This window comes from Peribacillus sp. P4_B1, from assembly GCF_056402395.1.
This window is the reverse complement of record NZ_JBFUHM010000004.1, coordinates 22,038-40,574: the sequence shown is the minus strand read 5'-3', so window position 1 is coordinate 40,574 and position 18,537 is coordinate 22,038. Positions and strand designations below refer to the sequence as shown.

17 protein-coding genes and 2 pseudogenes are annotated in these 18,537 nt (G+C 38.9%); 13 read left to right on the top strand and 6 right to left on the bottom strand.

From position 1 onward, the window contains the following. Positions 1–28: 28 nt before the first annotated feature. Entirely contained in the window at positions 29–613 is a 585-nt protein-coding gene (locus AC1DVK_RS03405) for a YjgB family protein (protein ID WP_477625831.1), read from the bottom strand. A 432-nt stretch (positions 614–1,045) separates the two neighbouring features. Here AC1DVK_RS03405 and AC1DVK_RS03400 point away from each other — a divergent pair. Then, a pseudogene (locus AC1DVK_RS03400) lies at positions 1,046–1,213 on the top strand (oligopeptide/dipeptide ABC transporter ATP-binding protein); the annotation flags it as partial. A 223-nt stretch (positions 1,214–1,436) separates the two neighbouring features. On the opposite strand, the gene AC1DVK_RS03395 reads toward AC1DVK_RS03400, so the two are convergent. Next, entirely contained in the window at positions 1,437–1,907 is a 471-nt protein-coding gene (locus AC1DVK_RS03395) for a DinB family protein (RefSeq protein WP_477625830.1), read from the bottom strand. A 560-nt stretch (positions 1,908–2,467) separates the two neighbouring features. Next, positions 2,468–2,878, bottom strand: a complete 411-nt coding sequence (locus AC1DVK_RS03390; RefSeq protein WP_089362864.1) for a GNAT family N-acetyltransferase — start codon at positions 2,876–2,878, stop codon at positions 2,468–2,470. A 561-nt stretch (positions 2,879–3,439) separates the two neighbouring features. Here AC1DVK_RS03390 and AC1DVK_RS03385 point away from each other — a divergent pair. Beyond that, positions 3,440–4,333, top strand: coding sequence for a TIGR01777 family oxidoreductase (locus tag AC1DVK_RS03385; RefSeq protein WP_477625829.1), 894 nt, complete (start codon positions 3,440–3,442; stop codon positions 4,331–4,333). Positions 4,334–4,403: 70 nt separating this feature from the next. Continuing rightward, entirely contained in the window at positions 4,404–5,579 is a 1,176-nt protein-coding gene (locus tag AC1DVK_RS03380) for an LL-diaminopimelate aminotransferase (protein WP_477625828.1), read from the top strand. 181 nt (positions 5,580–5,760) lie between these two features. On the opposite strand, the gene AC1DVK_RS03375 is transcribed toward AC1DVK_RS03380, so the two are convergent. Next, positions 5,761–5,997: a hypothetical protein gene (locus AC1DVK_RS03375; RefSeq protein ID WP_477625827.1), complete on the bottom strand. Its 237-nt coding sequence runs from the start codon at positions 5,995–5,997 to the stop codon at positions 5,761–5,763. 263 nt (positions 5,998–6,260) lie between these two features. Here AC1DVK_RS03375 and AC1DVK_RS03370 point away from each other — a divergent pair, with 263 nt between their 5' ends. Further along, the gene (locus tag AC1DVK_RS03370) at positions 6,261–6,533 is read left to right on the top strand and encodes a phage holin (protein WP_061461701.1); all 273 of its coding nucleotides are present in this window, start codon (positions 6,261–6,263) and stop codon (positions 6,531–6,533) included. Positions 6,534–6,723: 190 nt separating this feature from the next. After that, a complete protein-coding gene (locus AC1DVK_RS03365; RefSeq protein WP_089362870.1) occupies positions 6,724–7,203 on the top strand; it encodes a C40 family peptidase in 480 nt (159 codons plus the stop codon). An 88-nt stretch (positions 7,204–7,291) separates the two neighbouring features. On the opposite strand, the gene AC1DVK_RS03360 is transcribed toward AC1DVK_RS03365, so the two are convergent. Together AC1DVK_RS03360 and AC1DVK_RS03355 are read right to left on the bottom strand one after the other, a co-directional pair. Continuing rightward, complete coding sequence (locus tag AC1DVK_RS03360) at positions 7,292–7,828, bottom strand: GDYXXLXY domain-containing protein (RefSeq protein ID WP_477625826.1); 537 nt, start codon at positions 7,826–7,828, stop codon at positions 7,292–7,294. Continuing rightward, entirely contained in the window at positions 7,821–8,879 is a 1,059-nt protein-coding gene (locus AC1DVK_RS03355) for a DUF2157 domain-containing protein (RefSeq protein WP_477625825.1), read from the bottom strand. The genes AC1DVK_RS03360 and AC1DVK_RS03355 overlap by 8 nt, the downstream gene beginning before the upstream one ends. A gap of 229 nt (positions 8,880–9,108) precedes the next feature. Here AC1DVK_RS03355 and AC1DVK_RS03350 point away from each other — a divergent pair, with 229 nt between their 5' ends. The 8 genes and pseudogenes from AC1DVK_RS03350 (at position 9,109) to AC1DVK_RS03315 (ending at position 18,496) form a co-directional block, all read left to right on the top strand. Further along, the gene (locus AC1DVK_RS03350; protein WP_089362873.1) at positions 9,109–9,426 is read left to right on the top strand and encodes a PadR family transcriptional regulator; all 318 of its coding nucleotides are present in this window, start codon (positions 9,109–9,111) and stop codon (positions 9,424–9,426) included. Further along, entirely contained in the window at positions 9,426–9,977 is a 552-nt protein-coding gene (locus AC1DVK_RS03345; RefSeq protein WP_477625824.1) for a DUF1700 domain-containing protein, read from the top strand. Before AC1DVK_RS03350 ends, AC1DVK_RS03345 begins: the two co-directional genes overlap by 1 nt. Beyond that, positions 9,974–10,768, top strand: a complete 795-nt coding sequence (locus AC1DVK_RS03340; RefSeq protein WP_477625823.1) for a DUF4097 family beta strand repeat-containing protein — start codon at positions 9,974–9,976, stop codon at positions 10,766–10,768. The genes AC1DVK_RS03345 and AC1DVK_RS03340 overlap by 4 nt, the downstream gene beginning before the upstream one ends. 148 nt (positions 10,769–10,916) lie before the next feature. After that, positions 10,917–12,101, top strand: coding sequence for an MFS transporter (locus AC1DVK_RS03335; protein WP_477625822.1), 1,185 nt, complete (start codon positions 10,917–10,919; stop codon positions 12,099–12,101). A 193-nt stretch (positions 12,102–12,294) separates the two neighbouring features. After that, entirely contained in the window at positions 12,295–16,959 is a 4,665-nt protein-coding gene (locus AC1DVK_RS03330; protein WP_477625821.1) for a hypothetical protein, read from the top strand. A 108-nt stretch (positions 16,960–17,067) separates the two neighbouring features. Then, positions 17,068–17,205 (top strand): hypothetical protein, encoded by a 138-nt coding sequence (locus AC1DVK_RS03325; protein ID WP_477625820.1) that lies wholly within the window; start codon positions 17,068–17,070, stop codon positions 17,203–17,205. A 93-nt stretch (positions 17,206–17,298) separates the two neighbouring features. After that, a pseudogene (locus AC1DVK_RS03320) lies at positions 17,299–17,555 on the top strand (hypothetical protein). Positions 17,556–17,623: 68 nt separating this feature from the next. Continuing rightward, positions 17,624–18,496: a type IIL restriction-modification enzyme MmeI gene (locus tag AC1DVK_RS03315; RefSeq protein WP_477625819.1), complete on the top strand. Its 873-nt coding sequence runs from the start codon at positions 17,624–17,626 to the stop codon at positions 18,494–18,496. Positions 18,497–18,537 lie beyond the last annotated feature (41 nt).

Here is an 18,537-nt window from a genome sequence, read left to right as displayed (position 1 = left end):
CTTCAGCCTGCAATGATTGCCGTAGATATTATTTAGTTTCGAGTAAATTGATATGGTCTACAGTTTGATCTTCACCGACAATGAATTGTAGTTCATAATTTCCTGTCCTGTAAATGTAGTTGGTTTCATTCGTACTGGAAATATGGCGTATTTCATCAGCACTGCCGAGTTGTTTTCCTAACACTTTAGGTGTGATGCTTCCTAGATTATGGTCCCGTTCTACATTTGTCCCAAAATATCGGATTTGTGAGATGGTCTTGTCATGGTTATAGGCAAATGCAAATCCTGGGTGACCCATTTCTGCATGGTAATAGTCAAAATTTTTATCGGTTTTACCTGGTTCAGGGGGGGAACCAAATGTCTCATATACTTCTTTTTGGGTGTTTTCACTAATTTTCAAACCCTTGGCAGTATAAGGCATTTCTCCTGAAAAAGCTTTGTTGTAGATTTCATCTAAGGTGGTAAGAGCATGTTCCTTAGCTATGCCAGAAGTAGAACCCATTGTGGATGCAGCCCCAACCGGTTCTGTTGAAAACGATGCACCTGCCCCTAAAAGAGTACTTGTTAGAATAACTGCGCTAACCATTCTGGCCGCAGGTTTTTTAGATAACATTTCTTATCCCTCCTATATCAGTACTTTTCCACAATTTTCTTACATGAAACATTTTCTTGATGATTAATTTTTCCGTTTACATAGGTTACAGAATAATTTTTGAGATGAATTGTTTTTTTACAAAGATTATTACAGAAGTCCGTCGAACAAAGCCCTTTCCTCTCTTGGTTGTAAGTAAAAGTATTTATTGACGAATTTAACTAGTTTAAGTGAGTTTACAAATAAATCATACAAAACCTGTCAGAATAATTTTCTTTAAATTCGTTTGCCGATGTCGCATCAGTAATACATAGTGGCAGGGATTGTGAAAATACAAAAAAATGGGGGGTGGAGTATGAAAAGGGGAATCAGCAGTCTTATTCTCTTGATTGGTTTGCTGTTGCGTTTATCAGCATGTGCGATAAACAGTTCAGGGGATGGTGGATCGAAGGAAAGCGGGAGCGGATCATATTAAATGGCGACATTCCGAGTCCGGTGAACCCGCCATCGGGATGTAAGTTCAGGACTCGCTGTCCGATGGCAACGGAGCTTTGCGCCGAAAAGGTTCCGGAGTTCCGGGATATGGGGAATGGACATTTCACAGCCTGTCATCATGTGTGAAAATTATTGAACTGTGAGACTTATACATTTAAAGAATATTTTACGATGATTATAGATTTGATTAGGATAATCATTATTTTTCACTAATGGGTGGCTAGAATAGAGCGGAGTTATCTTGAAGTCAGGTTATAGATATCTTAAGGGTTTTTCATGCCGTATATGACACGCCTGCAAAATAAAAAGGGTGTTCACCATGATGAATCACCCTTTGAAAGCGATGCAGTTAATCCCAAACGCTAATTCTAGGAACTCCGGCAGTTCTTAAGTAGTCCAATAATTGACCAGTATGTACTGACTCATGATAAGCGATTCTAAGTAACATGTCTCCTAAATCTCTAATATATCCTATATTAGAGCGATCAATTTTAATATTTGATAAGTCGTTTTCGTTGAAGGATTTTATTGTTTCCAAAAAATCACGCCTGTAGGGTTCGGCAAAGTTTAATTCTGCTTCGACAGAGATAAGTGGCTGTTTTTCGAATGGTGATTCATAAACTGATAAGCTACCTTGATTTTTAATAGATAAATGATAGTAATGCTCACTATCAAGGACATGTCTAACCATTTCTAAACAACTCATTGCCTTGTCATCTGGTTTCCAATGGAGAGTGTCATTAGGTATTGAAATCCATAGTTTAATGTTTCTTCTTCTGACCTCTTCCAGATTTAAGATGATTAGTTCAATTGATTTCATAATTTCCTCCTCATTAAGCAGTGTATATCATTACTATACACGGTTTGATGCATGATTTATTGAATTATTTTGAAAATAAGGAAAAATTAATGATTGTTCGAAGTTGTATATTAATGCGTATTCCTTCTAATATATATTGTACCGTTCCTGTTTAATTCAATTAGGATATCATATAAGGTTAACCGGTTTCTACTTGTTGGCCTTTTTAAAGGAATCTCTAATACGATGCCAAGGGAGGACATATGGGCGGAGGTTTTCGTTCAATTAGATTGTCCGTGATTAAATGTAGAACAGATTATAAAGAGGCAACCTAGAGAGGAATTAGATCATGTTTAGGCTTAATAAAAGGTTGAATAGACTACAGGGAAAATGCCTATGAATCCATGTAGAATTTACAGGCGATTTCATTTTCCTTGTTGTTCATTGCATGGAAACACAAGATTCATATATCCGAGTAATCCTAATATTCCTTATTGAGAGTCCAATTAATGAAGGATAAAACAGAATGTATTTTAATCGATTTCTTCGTATTTATGGTGATAGGGGGCAGGAGGGCCCTTTTAAATCAGTGATTGAATTAGAATGTCATCATGATAAATTAAAATCGGTTTAAATCCAAATTCTTTAAATTTTTGCAATGCTTCAGGGTTATATTTGTTCACAAAACCGGATACTACAAGGATCCCTTTTTTTCTTGCATAAGCTACTAATCCTGGTAAAAGGGATTGCAGATTTCCCTTTCCTCTATACTTCTTCTCAAGCACTATATAATTAATATGAGCCACTTTAGATAAATAAAGATTATAACAAAGAAATCCCACTACTTTACCTTTATCATTACAAATCACAAGTACCTTATGTGACTTTTGCAAAATTTCATTCACTGTATCAGACGAAACCCGAAAATTACTTACCGTAATTTCCGTTAATTTCTTGATGTCTTTTTTAGGTTTCCAGTCTCGAAAGTACATCGTAATTTCTCCTTTATCCCTATTGGATATAACAGTTATTTACCAGAAATATATAGCTAGGACTTGTATATACATAACCAAAACTTAGCAATCAGTATTAATCTGCTATTAATATGGAATCCCTTTAGAATATTCCAAAGGGATTCCATGTTAATCTTTAAAAAAGAAACCTCTTAAAAATCCCGTTTAAATTCCTTGATTGAATTACCGTTATTGCTTTTTAATAAATTTTCCAAGACTCTTATCAAGCCAGCCCTGCGGCTGCTATTTCCAATTTTGGAAGTGCCGCTTCTAAAATTACCAGTTATAAAATTACTAGTTCTAGAACTACTTGTTCTTAGTTTTTTATTTGACACTGTAATCATCCTTTGGTTTTATAATTTTCCACATTACTAATTTATGTGTAATTTCCCCTTTTGCTTGGACAAGTTCCTTAATTATTGCCACCGTGGTAGATACCATCTAATGTAATAATATGGTATAATTTTTGTGAAGTAATTCACAAAAAGGATGTTACTAGTACTCGAACTATTAACACATAACAGAAAGCGGGTTGGTTATATGCTGAAGAAAGTGGTTTTAGCTGGCGGGACTGGTTTTGTCGGTCAATACTTTGAAAATCATTTCAGGAATTTGGGATATGAGGTAAGAATCATCTCCAGGCAAACCCCGCATATCGGATGGGAAGATAAAGAAGGAATAAGGGAAACAATCGATAATTCGGATATGTTAATCAACCTCGCCGGAAAAACAGTCAATTGCCGCTACAATGTCAAGAATAAGAAAGAAATCTTAGATTCACGAACAAATACGACTGAAGTGCTCGGACAGGCGATTGAACAATGTGAAAATCCTCCTTCATTATGGATAAACTCAAGCACGGCAACCATATACAGGCATGCGGAAGATAAACCAATGACAGAAGAGGATGGTGTAATCGGTTCAGGCTTTTCCGTTGATGTAGCAAAAGCATGGGAGCGCTCATTTTTCGATTTCCGCTTACCCAAGACGAGACAAATTGCTTTACGGATCGCCATTGTATTGGGCGATGGGGGAGTGATGACCCCTTATAGGAATTTGGTTAAATTCGGCCTGGGAGGACATCAAGGATCAGGAAATCAGAAATTCAGTTGGATACATATAGAAGACTTATTTAACATTGTCCTTTTTCTGAGAAAGAATGAGGAGTTGAGCGGGGTGTTCAATTGTTCATCGCCGCACCCAGTTACAAATCGTGAACTGATGGCCTATTTGAGAAAAAACATGAATAAAAGGATAGGAATGCCTTGCCCGACACCCATGCTTGAAATAGGGGCTTTCTTTATGGGGACCGAAACGGAATTGATATTAAAAAGCCGCTGGGTCATACCTGAGAGGTTGGAAAAGGAAGGATATGCATTTAAATTCCATCATCTTGATGAAGCTCTTCATCAGATACTGATGAACTCTAATTAAGGGTATAAAATATTGTAGATTGATTGCTATAATGATAGATATAAGATCATTAATGAAGGGGAATCGCAGAATGAATATGGGGCCATCAGAAAAAGTCGGAAGATTCAAAACAGGGATATTTTCAGAGTTGGCGACCCGCAAGCGGGCAGCGATGAAACGAGGGATGGATGTTATTGATTTGAGTGTCGGAAGTCCGGATTTACCACCGCCTGATTTTGTTGTGGATACGCTTGTGAAGTATGCACAGGATCCTAATTCCTATGGATATACGTTAAAAGGTACGCCTGAATTCCATGAGGCAGTCCGTTACTTTTATCGGCAGCGTTACGGAGTGGAACTGGATGCAGAAAAGGAAGTCCTGCAACTGATGGGATCCCAGGATGGCCTTGCACACTTGGCAACGGCGATGATAAATCCGGGAGATTATGTGCTGGTGCCAGATCCGGGATATCCAATTTATGAAGCGAGTGTTGAGCTTGCCGGCGGAATCATTCATCCGATGGCGCTTACTGCGGAGAATGGATTCCTGCCGCAGCTCAACGGCATTCCGGATGAAATAGTGAAAAAAACGAAAATGATGATCATCAGTTATCCGGGAAATCCAGTCACCGCCCTTGCTGATGAAGCTTTCTTTTCAGAAGTCATATCGTTTGCCGAAAAGAATGAGATCCTGGTGGTTCACGATTTTGCTTATTCTGAGTTGATTTTTGATAATCATCCACAAATTAGTTTTATGTCCATTCCTGGTGCCAAGGAAGTGGGGATTGAATTTAATTCACTTTCCAAAACATTTAATATGGCCGGCTGCCGGATTGGGTATGTGGTCGGCAATCGCGATGTGCTGAACATCTTGGGAACATTGAAATCACATATTGATTATGGGGTTTTTTATCCCATCCAAAAAGCTGCCGAAATGGCGCTTACTTCCAACCTTTCGCTGCTATCCGATCAGGTTAAGGAATACGAGTCCCGGCGTGATGCCTTGATATCAGGCCTTGCCGAAGGGGGATGGAAAGTGCCGAGGACCTCAGCGACCATGTTTATTTGGGCCAAAGTTCCAGCTGGTTGGAAATCACGAGATTTTTCCTATGCACTGATTGAAAAAGCAGGAGTTACAACCGTTCCTGGAGATGCTTTTGGGAAACAGGGTGAAGGGTATGTCCGGATGGCTTTGGTTCAACCGGCTGAGAGGTTGACGGAAGCTGCTGAACGGATTCGATTGTTTTTGGAGGAATATCGAGTGTAAAAGTTGTCATTTAGTAAGGGAAGTAAGGCATATCACTCCAGGATTTCACCGTCATGCAAATATGGGGAAAATTGAAGCGAAAAGCAAGTATAATGCCTATCGTTTGATTTATGTTCATTACATTGGGATATAAGAACGCTCGATCATGGGATCGAACGTTCTTTATTTTTGTTTCTACTGCTTAATTATTTTTCGCGGCTTTATTTAAAATGAAATAAGCTGATACAGCAGAGATTGCAGCAATTATCATTAAAGGCATTTCCGAACGTTGCACAAAAACGACCTCATTGGATAATGTACCGCCGATATGTCCTGAAAAATCCGGGGCATATGCAGCAGTTAGAATAAGTCCGGATAAAACTTGTAATATCATGAATATCAATAAGAAACTAATCGTGAAAAAAAGATACTTTTTCATTTTACACCTCCTCATTCATGTACGTATGTCCTGTGTAAAAGTTACAAATTTTTACACTTTTCGTAAAGGGAATTGGTTTCTCTCACTCTAGTTTTCTAAAACTATTTTGATGTTTAAGAGAAGGTCCATCCTCGGATGGACCTTTTTAAAGGTGAATTTCATGGAGTTTTCGAACGTAAAATGGACAAGCAGCATAATATATAGCAAGTCCGTAACTATTTTTCAATAAAGTTGACTTAATATGATAGATAGGGGGAAAAGCAATGATCAACTGGAAAGTGCGCCTTAAGAATCCGACGTTTATATTCACTGTACTCCTTCCAGGGCTTTTATTTTTGGCGCAGATGGTTGCTGCGTTCATAAACAATTTCATTACCCCAATAGGCTTTAGCATAACTGATGATGCAATTAACGGGGCATTAGGCATCATTAACTTCATAGCGCTTACTTTCTTTGGGGTCGGCGGTGTGGTCGATCATACCACAAAAGGTCTAAGTGACAGTGAAAATGCTCGACAATACGAGGAGCCCAAGTAACGGGCCCTGACTCCGTAATCTACTAAAAGAAGAATATACCAGATAACACCGTACTGGTTACACAACGGGTATCTGGTTTTTTGTTTTTGTAGGGATAATGGTGGACCAATGAAATCTTTTTTGGTCTGAAAACTGAAATGCAACATACATTTAAAATTGTGGTTCATTTTCAGTTTAGGGAGGAAAAGGAATGAGTTATCGTTTACCAGTTTCAAAATGGCTTGCTGCCATAGTTTTATTCGGGGCATTGTTGACGGCATTCATATTCAGTCCGGCTAATGCTTCAGCTTCTATTAATTATGGTGATGAAGTTGCTGCTTTGGCAAAGAAGCAGGTGGGAAGCTCCTATAAATATGGAGGGACGACACCAATAGGGTTCGATGCAAGTGGTCTTACCCAATATGTATATAAAAATGCCGTGACGGAAATGAAGATTCCAAGAACGAGTGCCGAACAGTATAAAATCGGAAAGGCCGTGAAACAAAAAGACTTAATGGCGGGCGATTTGGTCTTCTATGCTACAGGTAAGAAAGGGCAGGTCTCCTTTGTTGGAATCTATTATGGAAATGGCACATTTGTCGGGACCACGACCAAAGGAGTCAAGGTGGTCAAAATGAGTGATAAGTATTGGAAAGAAAAATATATAGGGGCAAAACGGGTCATTAAGTAACAATTTGACGTTCATATAAAAAGTACAGCAAATAAAAGAGCATCGATTCAGATGCTCTTTTTGCTAGTTATATCCGGGATCGGGTCATTCATTCAATGATAATATCCGTTAAGACAACATTGCCATTACGAACCTTTACCACGGCCACTGAAGGATTGGCCAATGCGTCCTTCTCCATTTCCTTAGCCTTTTCTTCGGATGCGAAATAATTGTCCAGACCGTATCTGATCTGAATGGTTTTAGCATTTTGCAGGTCATAAGGGATTTCCAATTCCCCTTTTAGGTAAATGCCATTGCTGGGTTTTTCTTTCGATACGGAATCGACATCATATAGTCCATCGGTGTTTTGTTTTAAACGTACATATACCTTTTTATAATCACCCATATTTCTAGTATTGAAATCGGATTTAATCGAGCTATCGAGTTGTGATGGCTTAACGGATTCAATTTCGTATTGCAATGCCACATAGCTGCCCCTAAACAAGTCAGTCGGATCGACCGGGGCAGTTTTGATTTTGATTACATCGCCTGTCATTGTTGTCCAGACTGGAGGAAGAGCCAAGACTAACAGAATCAAGACTGGAATGGAAAATACGATGAGTGGCCGGAATGATGGTTTATTCATTGAGTTCTCCTCCTTTTTTTCGTCGATTTTCAAAGAAGAAGCCAAAACCGATAAGCATGATGCCGCCGATGATGAATGTAAGTGATTTTGGCAGGAAGTCAAAGGAATCGATGTAATATCTGAAAATCAGTGCACAGATGATCACGATGCTGGTCAAACTGCCTTTTAGAATGAGATATAGCAGAAAAACGAAATAAGCTAAAGGGAACCAGATTGAAAAATCAAAGGTAAGGAAGAGTGCAGTAATACCATGTAACATATGCCCTTGTATGTGGGTGATGTTTTGTAATTTAGCTCTTACCGGAATATAGGCCAGTACGATTCCCAGCACAAACAGAATGGAAAGGACAATCGTATTCGAATTTTCAAGCTCCAGCTTAGGTACGAATTCCATAAGAAATAAGGCAATTGTATTGATGGCTAAAGCGTTAATGAAAAAGGTCAGATATTTAGGGTAATCGAATTTCTTTAACATAATGTATAAAGCCGGTAAAAATACAAGAATGGCAAGCGGATAAGCTGTTTCATCAACGAAAATACTTCCGTTAATATAAATGAAAAGCAGGAAAGATGTAAAAAGGAGAACGAAGACATCATTCAAATAGTAACCGATGAATACCGTTCCGATGGCCCATAATAAAAAGGAACTGTTGAAATTGATGCTTATGTTAAACATCTGCTCAATTAGAAAAATCCCTGCACCAAATATTAGAATCCCTGCATAATGCAGACTTCGTGACGTTTTGGGAAAGCGTGCCTGCCACTTCACACCAGCAAAGTTCACTCCGATGAGGCATGCAATGATAAGTAGGAATTTAACCGCTTTACTTAAATAGATCCAGTTACTGGCGACAAAGGTCAATACCCCCAGACCTAAAAGAAGTGCCCCAATGGATAATAGAATAGTGATGAAACTCAAATTACCTTTTACATCATAGGAACCTAACATCCTCACTTTTTCTTGCTGGGAGATGACGCCTTCCTTTTCAAGGTAATTAAATTCATGTTCAAGAAACTCGAATTTCTTTTTGGTTATTTCTTTTTTGACCAAAACACTTCCCCCTTCCATATTTTACTATTATACAATGTATTCTCTTACAGCTATGAATATATGTTAATTTTCTTCTACCCTCATTGGATTGCATGTAAGAAAAAAATATTTTCAGTATCTTGCAATAAATAGTACCATATGGTAAATTATTTACATAAGATGTACTGTTCGGTGTTCAGTACTGTTTATTAAACTATACTAAAGAACTCTTGGAAGGAGTGATGGTGCTATGAATGTACAATTTAAGAAAGGTGTCTTGGAACTGTGCGTCCTGGTCTTATTGGATAAGCAGGACCGCTATGGCTACGAACTTGTACAGAAGATTTCAGATCAGATCGAGATATCGGAAGGTTCGGTATATCCACTTTTACGACGATTGACGAAGGAAGAGTATTTTACGACTTATTTGCAAGAATCAACAGAAGGGCCACCGCGCAAGTATTATAAGTTAACCGATAAAGGCCGGAGATACCTTCAAGAGTTGCTGACGGAATGGAATGAATTTTCCAATGGGGTCAACCAATTAATCAAGGAGGGTGTGAACTAATGAATAAAGAACAGTTTTTAAAGCAGTTGAATGAATCTTTAACAGGGCTTTCCTTAGAGGAACAGGAAGATATCCTCCAAGATTACGAAGAGTATTTCGCAATTGGAATGGAAAAAGGGAAGACAGAGCAGGAAATTTCCACTTCCCTTGGGAATCCTAAACAGATTTCAAAGGAGCTGTTGGCATCCTACCATCTTGGTCAGGTCCAACAATCGACTTCTGCCGGTAATGTAATGCGGGCCGTTTGGGCAGTCATTGGTTTGGGATTCTTTAATTTAGTGATTGTTTTGGGGCCATTTATTGCATTGGTTGGAGTTGTCATTGCAGGATGGGCATCGGCGATAGCGTTCATTCTTGCTCCGTTGGGCGTTATTTTCAACCTTGCAGTGGGCAACTTTCAATTATTCAATCTGTTCTTCGCATTGGGGCTAAGCGGGATTGGCATTTTTATTGCCATGGGAATGTTTGTCGCTACGAGCGCTTTAACTAAAGGTTTCATTCGTTATTTAAAATTTAACGCTTCCCTTGTGAAAGGCGGTTTGAAAAAATGATTAATGTTAAAAAGTTATCGATCCTTGCACTTGTATTGTTATTGGTCGGAGTAATAGGAAGTCTGTTTACTTTTTTCCAAGTGACGGATAAGAAAAAAACTACAGAGGAAAAAACGGTTTCAGAGATCGTGACGGACGTTCAGGTCGACGCTGACAATGCAGCTGTAGAGATTATTCCAACGAAGGGTAAGGATACCAGGATAGAGTTGGTTTCAAAAGGTGTGGATGTTTCCAAGCTGGATTTCTCTGCAGATGTGGAAGGCAAGAAACTTTCGGTTACATTAAAAGACAAACATTCCTTTAGCTTTGGGTTTCAAATTCAATCATTACATTTAAAAGTGTATGTGCCTGATAAATCCTATAAATCTTTTGTAGTCGAATCCGATAATGGAAAATTGCAAATATCTGAATTGAAAAGTGAAATTCTAAATGTGGAATCTCAAAATGGCCGTGTTGAATTAAATGATATAATAACCGAAAAAGTCAAAGTGAAATCTGCTAATGGAAGAGTGGGTCTTAATAATGTAGAGGGAAATCTGGTTGGGTCATCGAATAACGGTAAAATCTCTCTTGTCACAAAAGACTTGGATCGGAATATTCAATTGGAAAGTGACAATGGGAAAATCATGATTAAAACAGATAAGGAGCCGACCAATACAACCTTTGATGTTCATGTTGACAATGGGAAAATCGATATTCTCAATAAATATGATAGGAATGTTGTCATTGGCAAAGGTGAAAACTTAGTGAAATTGGAAACGAATAATGGGAAAATCGAAGTAACGAAATAGTCGTGAAGCGTGAAAATTTGAAAGAGGCCCAGTGTCATACTGGGCTTTTCTTTTGATATATATTTAGGTACACGAAATAAATCATTCGCTTATTTTAACCATTTTTAGTAAACTGGCAGTGACTATTTTAATTAGAAGGTGAAGGAATATGAGGGAAACCTTAGTGGATGAACGGGTAAGAGGGAATGACAAAATCTGGACACGTGACTTTATCATGATCTGTTTGGCAAATCTGTGCATCTTCATGGGATTTCAAATGACGATGCCGACCCTCCCGCTGTTTGTTGAGCAGCTTGGTGGTGATGACCGCCTGGTGGGGGCTGTCCTTGGAATTTTTACTTTTTCGGCCTTGCTTGTTCGGCCAATTGCCGGCAGATTATTGGAAACGAAGGGAAGGCGAATCGTTTTTATTATCGGGTTAGCCATTTTCGCATTGTCCGTGGGTTCCTTCGGTTTTATGGGCAGCATCGGCTTGTTATTCATGATGCGGATTGTACAGGGCGTCGGCTGGGGATTTTCTTCAACGGCTTCAGGAACAATAGCTTCCGATATAATCCCCGCGAAACGGCGTGGTGAGGGGATGGGTTACTACGGTTTGTCGGGTAACTTAGCATTGGCATTCGGTCCATCATTGGGTCTATTTCTAGTTACGGTCCTCCCGTTTCAAGAGTTGTTCTTGATCTGTTCATTATTAGGATTGTTTGCCATCATTTCAGCATCACTTATTCGATATCAAAAAGTGGATAGTGATCCTTCGACGGCAGTGTCAGCCAAAAGGTTCGATATATATGAAAAAAGTGCCCTTCAGCCATCTTTGCTCATTTTCTTCATTTCCGTCACATTTGGTGGAATTGCAACCTTCCTTCCTCTTTATACAGCGGAAAAAGGGGTAGGTGGAATTCAGTGGTACTTTTTAGTATATGCAATGGCCCTCATGGTCACGAGATTATTCTCGGGTCGATTATATGACCGAAGGGGACATCGGGCAATATTCATTCCTTCAACAGTGCTCATCATGGCTGGGATGCTGCTACTTGCGTGGATGCCGGGTGAAGCGGTCCTTTACATCGCGGCAGTGCTTTATGGATTTGGGTTCGGCTCCGTTCAGCCGGCACTTCAGGCATGGTCGATTGAAAAGACGGCAGCCAATCGAAAAGCGATGGCGAATGCAACATACTTTTCCTTTTTCGATCTTGGAGTGGGCATAGGTGCTATTGTGTTCGGACAGATAGGCTATCTCTTAGGTTATAGAAGCATCTATATCACGGCAGCAGTCTCGATTTTCATATCAATGATCGTTTATTTATGCATTATCAGGAGCGAGGAAAAGTAAAAATCAATTTGAGGACTTTGGATGACTTCAAATGAAGTCATTCTTTTTTTGAGTTGGGAGGAAGACACTGGTTTCCGTTGTTTTATCAGGGTATCATCCTTAATATTTAAAAAATGGAAAAACTTTGTTATTATCGAAAAGAGAATATACATACGATGATATAAGGCCTAATAGAAGGAAGGGGAATCTGGGGATGAATGATTCTTCAAACGAAGAAATGACATTAGAAAGAAGGAAGCGCATTTTCCAAGAAGAGCTGGGTATTTTATGGGAAAGGCGGCTCATCCCTAAATCAGAATATATCCGGATTAGCAAGGCCTACGAAAGGCATTTCCAATTAGCCCTCTATAAACAAAAGTGCTTAGAGCATGAAAAAAGGAAATCCATTCAAGGACCTGAGACGATTATCGGTGAAAGTCCCGAGAAGAAGGTTCAAGATAGCCAGATTGAAGAAGCTTCATTGGAATTACTGGAATCTGGTGGATTGAAAGAATCGATATTGAAAGATGAGAAGACAGGATATGAACCTAATGAATCAGTTTTGGAGGATAGTCTTGAACCTATCAAGGGAATCCCTGAAAGGATACCGGTTATTCAACAGCAGGCAATCAAGCGGGAGAAACCAGCAAAACCAGCAAAACCGAAGAAAACACCTGAGCAGATCAGGGAACGGAATATCTCTGTTATCCTGCTCACGGGGGTCATATTGCTTCTGTTCGGCGGGGTGATTTTGGCAACCTCTTCATGGGGAGATTTGAATGCGGTCCTGAAGGTTTTATTCATTGGAATGGTATCCGGCATTTTTGCGGGAATGGCCTTCATCGCTTCAAAGCTGAAAATTAAACAGACCGCTTTTGCATTCCTGACGCTAGCGGGTTTATTTATTCCGATTACGATTTTATCAGCTTCATATTATCGGATTTTTGGAGAGTACCTTTCACTTAATGGTGGGGGGCGGGGGCTTCTGGGGTTTCTTGGAGGACTACTCTGCTTAGCCATTTATTTTAAGATCGCTAACTACTTTAAGTCGAAAATATTCATATTCATTTCCATATTGACGTTCGGCATTACCTGCTATTTCGGTTTGGCTTTTGTGACGCCGACTATCGAGTGGATGTTTTTGACGATTGGCATTCTTAACTTAATACTTTTATGGAATATTGAACAATTGAAAAGTCAAAAAGCCTTAAAGATATTCAAACCATTCATTTTTCAATTCATCCAGTTTAAGATCATCGTGGAAGCCTTTGCGATCTTGACGTTATTTTCAAGTAACTTTGTGTATTCGCTAACGTTGATGGTCTTTTCTGTTTTGTTTTTAGTTTTTTCCGTTAAATTCCAAAAGAAACATTATGAAATGGCTTTTAGTGCCGTTTTCACTTATGGATATATCCATTTTGTTTTTAATTCATTTTTAAGTGAGTACGTGGTCATTGCTTTTGCACTTGTACCAATCATTTTTACAGCTCTTTCCAAATATCTGGCCAAATTCAAAATGAATAAGCTTTCCAAGAATTTCATGTTTACCAGTTTGATTGAGAGCGGGATTGTCTTCCTATATATAAACGCAATGGTGTACCAGGAAAACTATGCGCAAATATTCATCGCGCTCATGATAGTATCCGCACAGCTTGTCTATGTTTCCCTTCAATCGAGAAATTCAAGCTTCACGTACCCGGCGGTTGTTGTTTTCAACTTAGCGTTCGTATATCTTTTCTTTGCCTTGCCAGTCTCTTTTTCTACCGTTTTAAATCTGATTTTTATCCTTCAGGTCATTCAATACCTTGGATTATATTTATATAACCACCCAAGGTACAGCCTGTTTAAGAGGAGTATCTTACTTATCTCCCCAATGATCATGTTAATGATACTGACCAGTAAATTCAGCGAGATGGATTGGCTTGCAGTTAGCGCCGCCCTCGCCATGATCTCTGGACTTTTCTTCATCACATATATAAAAGACGATACAAAGCATATGAAGGAAAACGCCATTTACGGATTTCCAATCACTTTCGTTCTGGCTTTGGTTGCTTTCTATCCATATTTGTTGGAAAGTTTAGAGTGGGCCCGTTCAAATATCCCGGTCAGCCTCTATTTAATGGGGGTTTCCCTGATTTCCATCGGTGGGGCTTACACATTAAAAAAGGGATATCATAAATTCTTTCCTGTTTTTGCATATAGTGGTCAGATTCTTTCCTTCCTTTCATTTTTATGGATTCCATTCAATTCAATGAATCCTTTAGAGGCAAGCGGAGTGATTGCCGTAGCTGCTGCAATAAATGGTTGGTCCGTCCATATACATCGGAAGCACATATTCTGGGTGCCTGTCGTGATTTCAAGTGCCGGCCTATATGCTTCGCTCTACGATGTTTTTGATTTTGGTTCAATGGTGTTGAAGATTGCGTTCGTGCTGACCGGCCCTGTTATCTTTTTCCTTTTAGGGGAATGGCTTGGGAAATATTCGAAAAATGGGAAGCAGTACTTCATTTACGCAAGTCACCTTGCCAATATACTGGCGATTCCTGTTGGATATTTGCTCATTGTCAATACGGAAAGTTCACCGTTCCTATATACTGCACAGCTGTTGATCTATATTTTGAGTGTCTGGCGGGCACATGTGAAATGGGAAAAATACGTTTTTACGTACCTAGGGTTTTCAGTTCTTTTCCTACAGGTCCACTTATTTTTGGCAAACATGGGGCAGATGGTATTCATTACATCAATATGCTTGATGATAACAACAGGAATCATAACCATTCTGTGGGCGGTTTCCAATAAGAATTGGAAAGGCATCATGGAGTATTACCTTATTCCATTCATTCATTTAGGCATAAGCATATCCATATTGGAAACGGCAATCCGGGATTTTCCGCTTGACTGGGAATTGGTCTGGGTCGGGGTGATGACAGTACAGTTCTTGTTTACCTGGTATCTGCTCATGAAAAGGAATTGGCGGAACTATGTAGTGGTTCTTCTAAGCCTGGCGTTCATTTTCTACAATATGTATGTAAATACATTACCCCTGATCATGACGATTATCGTATTATTTTTATGCACGGCTGTGATGGTGTTTGCCAGCAGTCGCCATTTCAAAGGATTGGTCAACAAAGAGGAATCGAAGAGATCCATTGATTATTATAGGATTTATGGCTTGTTATATCTGTGTACTCTAAATCTGGAAGTGTTTACGAGTGATACAGGTACTGCGATTTTGGGGATTTTTGTTTCCCTGCTGTTGCCTAGCTACTTCATCCTGATGAGAAGGCTCACGATCTATAAGGATGAAAGAAGCATTTACTCAGGGATAGCGGCCATCATCGGAATTTTTCCGTTTATCATTATCAAAGACTATGCACATACACTCCCAATCTTCACAAGTTTGGCTGTTCTTATTGGCTGTATGGCAGGAATGTTGTTGTTGAGCAGGCTGTATTCCAGCGGGTTACTTAAGAAAAACGGATCAGGCATCACCAGCTTTGATCCCTTCAGAATCTATGGTTTATTCTTTATGATCGATTTGAATGTAGAGGTTTTTAATAAAACTGATCAACTGTTACTCAAAGTCTTTGTTTCGCTCTTGTTAACCGCTTATTTCATTTTCCTGAGAAGCTTCACAAAGGAAAAGCAAGAACGGAAAATCTATTCCAATATTGCTGCTATAGTCAGTCTGTATCCTTTCCTAATCATCGTCATCTATGCCGACAGCCTCTCGGTTGTAATGGGATTGATGGTCCTTTTCAGCTGTATGTTAGGAATGCTGTTTTTAAGCCGACGTTATTTCACTGGATTAATCAAAAGGGAAGAAACAGGTATAACCATCGATGCATACAGAGTATATGGCCTGCTATTTTTACTTGCCATGAATAGGGGAGTTGCAGTAACTGAAACACCAAGCCAGTTACTCCAGGTTTTTGCATCACTCTTGATCACGGTTTACTTCATCCTGATTGGCAGTTTCACAAAGGATGTAAAAGAAAAGGGCATCTATGTTTGGCTGACGGGAATTCTCAGTTTGTATCCGTATTGGACCATCATCATGTATGCGGACACGTTACGGCCTTTCGTTGAAACGACAATCCTTTTTGGGTGTACCGCCATGATGGTACTATTAAGCAGGAAATTCTTTAAAGGCTTGCTGAATAAAGGCGGGGCAGGACTTCAATTGGATTTTTACAGAGTCTATGGTCTGCTGTCCCTTCTTGCCATGAACATGGATGTTTTGACTGGGGAACCACAATTCATTCTCGAAATCATCGTGGCACTTCTGATTCCGGCCTATTTCATTTTAATGAGAAGCACAACGACAGGAACGATGGAAAGAAAAATCCAATTGGCTGCAGCGATATTGTTCAGTCTATATCCCTATTGGGTCATCACCGATCAATTTACGATACCAGCGGTACTTGAGGTGGAGGTAAATATTTTGCCGCTTTTCATTATCAGCACCATTCTGCTGAGGAAAATCTTTGTTAAAGGAAAAATCACACAATATATTGAGATTGGTATTGTTTTCCTCCTGTTTTCAGTTTTGATCATTGATGCAATGGCGGGCAACACCTTATATGATGCGCTCATTATCGGAACAGTGTCATTGGCTGCTATGCTCTTTGGATTCATGATGAAATACAAATCCTATTTCATCGCTGGAACTGGCACCATTTTATTCAATGTCTATATGAATACCAACTCGATGTGGGGCGAGATGCCCTGGTGGCTGTATTTAATCATCGGCGGAGGGCTCCTTATCGGAATTGCATCTCTCTTTGAATGGAAAAAACAAAAAGACAACCGGACATCGAAGGAGGTTCTTGAGAAAAATAAACAAAGGATCAAGAATTGGTTCAATCGTTGGAATTAATTAATTGTATCGTTAAACCACTGTAAGGTTAATGAAGAAGAAGCGCTGAGCGGCGTTACGAATAATAGAGCATCAAAAAAACGCTTGGATTTTCCAAGCGTTTTTTTGATGCTCAAGAACGAAAGAGAAAAACGCGAGCTTGGTGCACAATATACATCAGAGATTTATATTTTAAAGGTAATCAAGCCTTTATTTTTGGATGATCTTTATGAGGAATTTGAACGAGTTAAAAGTAATGAAAGGTAACTTGATTATTTCCAAAAAAAGTTAGCTGAGTTAAAATTTCTAGAAGAGTTTTTAAAGGATTTTATAAAAGTAAGCGTAAGCCAATTCTACGGGATGGAATACGAAGAATTTCCAGGGCAGATCGCCCAGGTTGGAATGTGGCTTATGGACCATCAAATGAATATATTCATTATGGAAAGGAAGATGGAAATGCATTAACGATTGATTGGGAAGATGTGATCTCAGAAGAAGAATTGTCCTACATCATTGGGAATCCCCAATTACTAAACACTTTTGGTAACAAAACAAAAGGTATTGGAAAATTAGACTATGTAACTGCTTGGTATTATAAAGCTGCACAATATATGTAAGATACATTTGTTAGGACAGCATTTGTATCCACAAATAGTATAGTTCAAGGTGAATAAACACCTATTTTGTGGAAAAAATCATTGAAGAATATGGCATAGTGATAGATTTTGCTTACCGGTCTTTTGTCTGGACCAATGAGGCAAAAGGAAAGGCTGATGTCCATTGTGTAATAATAGGTTTTTCAAAAGGTACCCTCAAGAAAAAGAAAATTTTTGACGGTGACGAAGTAATACTTACCCAAAATATCAATCCTTATCTAGTAGATGCTCCTACTGTGTTTATTGAAAGCAGGAAAAATCCTCTCGTGAATGTTGCTAAAATAAATTATGGAAGTATGCCCTTAGATAATGGATTTTTGATACTATCGAATGATGAAAAAAAACAGTGTGTAGATGAGAATCCCGACACAGAAATCTTATTAAAAAGATATGTTGGCGGTGACGAACTAATAAATAATAAAATTCGTTGGTGTTTATGGCTCAAAGATACTCCAGACCCCAGATTAATTCGGAAATCAAGATTTATTATGGACCGGATTAGAAACACAAAACAATTTAGAGAAACCAGTAAAAGAATAGCTACTAATAAATTAGCTGATTATCCTATGCTATTCGGTGAAATAAGACAGCCTGACAGTCAATATATAGCTATCCCAAAAGTATCATCCGAAAGAAGACGTTACATCCCTATATCAATTGTTGAATCTAACGTAATTGCAAATGGGAGTTTACTAATTATTTCTGAAGCCAATTTGTATAATTTCGGAATATTAACATCAGATGTACACATGGCCTGGATGAGGACGACTTGTGGTCGTATGAAAAGCGATTATCAATATTCTGCCAGTGCTGCCAACAGAAACATGAAAAGACCGCAATGCTTTCTTGAAGAAGAACATTGCAGCCTTTTGTTTCTTTGTTTCAGAGGTGAAAATAAATAGTGTTTTCTTAGAAATCTATAACGTGATATTATGACTCCTAC

Bases quoted from the DNA above. Each gene is read 5' to 3' on its own strand.
- AC1DVK_RS03405 (WP_477625831.1), bottom strand. From the start codon at position 613: ATGTTATCTAAAAAACCTGCGGCCAGAATGGTTAGCGCAGTTATTCTA.
- AC1DVK_RS03395 (WP_477625830.1), bottom strand. From the start codon at position 1,907: ATGAAATCAATTGAACTAATCATCTTAAATCTGGAAGAGGTCAGAAGA.
- AC1DVK_RS03390 (WP_089362864.1), bottom strand. From the start codon at position 2,878: ATGTACTTTCGAGACTGGAAACCTAAAAAAGACATCAAGAAATTAACG.
- AC1DVK_RS03385 (WP_477625829.1), top strand. From the start codon at position 3,440: ATGCTGAAGAAAGTGGTTTTAGCTGGCGGGACTGGTTTTGTCGGTCAA.
- AC1DVK_RS03380 (WP_477625828.1), top strand. From the start codon at position 4,404: ATGAATATGGGGCCATCAGAAAAAGTCGGAAGATTCAAAACAGGGATA.
- AC1DVK_RS03375 (WP_477625827.1), bottom strand. From the start codon at position 5,997: ATGAAAAAGTATCTTTTTTTCACGATTAGTTTCTTATTGATATTCATG.
- AC1DVK_RS03370 (WP_061461701.1), top strand. From the start codon at position 6,261: ATGATCAACTGGAAAGTGCGCCTTAAGAATCCGACGTTTATATTCACT.
- AC1DVK_RS03365 (WP_089362870.1), top strand. From the start codon at position 6,724: ATGAGTTATCGTTTACCAGTTTCAAAATGGCTTGCTGCCATAGTTTTA.
- AC1DVK_RS03360 (WP_477625826.1), bottom strand. From the start codon at position 7,828: ATGAATAAACCATCATTCCGGCCACTCATCGTATTTTCCATTCCAGTC.
- AC1DVK_RS03350 (WP_089362873.1), top strand. From the start codon at position 9,109: ATGAATGTACAATTTAAGAAAGGTGTCTTGGAACTGTGCGTCCTGGTC.
- AC1DVK_RS03345 (WP_477625824.1), top strand. From the start codon at position 9,426: ATGAATAAAGAACAGTTTTTAAAGCAGTTGAATGAATCTTTAACAGGG.
- AC1DVK_RS03340 (WP_477625823.1), top strand. From the start codon at position 9,974: ATGATTAATGTTAAAAAGTTATCGATCCTTGCACTTGTATTGTTATTG.
- AC1DVK_RS03335 (WP_477625822.1), top strand. From the start codon at position 10,917: ATGAGGGAAACCTTAGTGGATGAACGGGTAAGAGGGAATGACAAAATC.
- AC1DVK_RS03330 (WP_477625821.1), top strand. From the start codon at position 12,295: ATGAATGATTCTTCAAACGAAGAAATGACATTAGAAAGAAGGAAGCGC.
- AC1DVK_RS03325 (WP_477625820.1), top strand. From the start codon at position 17,068: ATGCTCAAGAACGAAAGAGAAAAACGCGAGCTTGGTGCACAATATACA.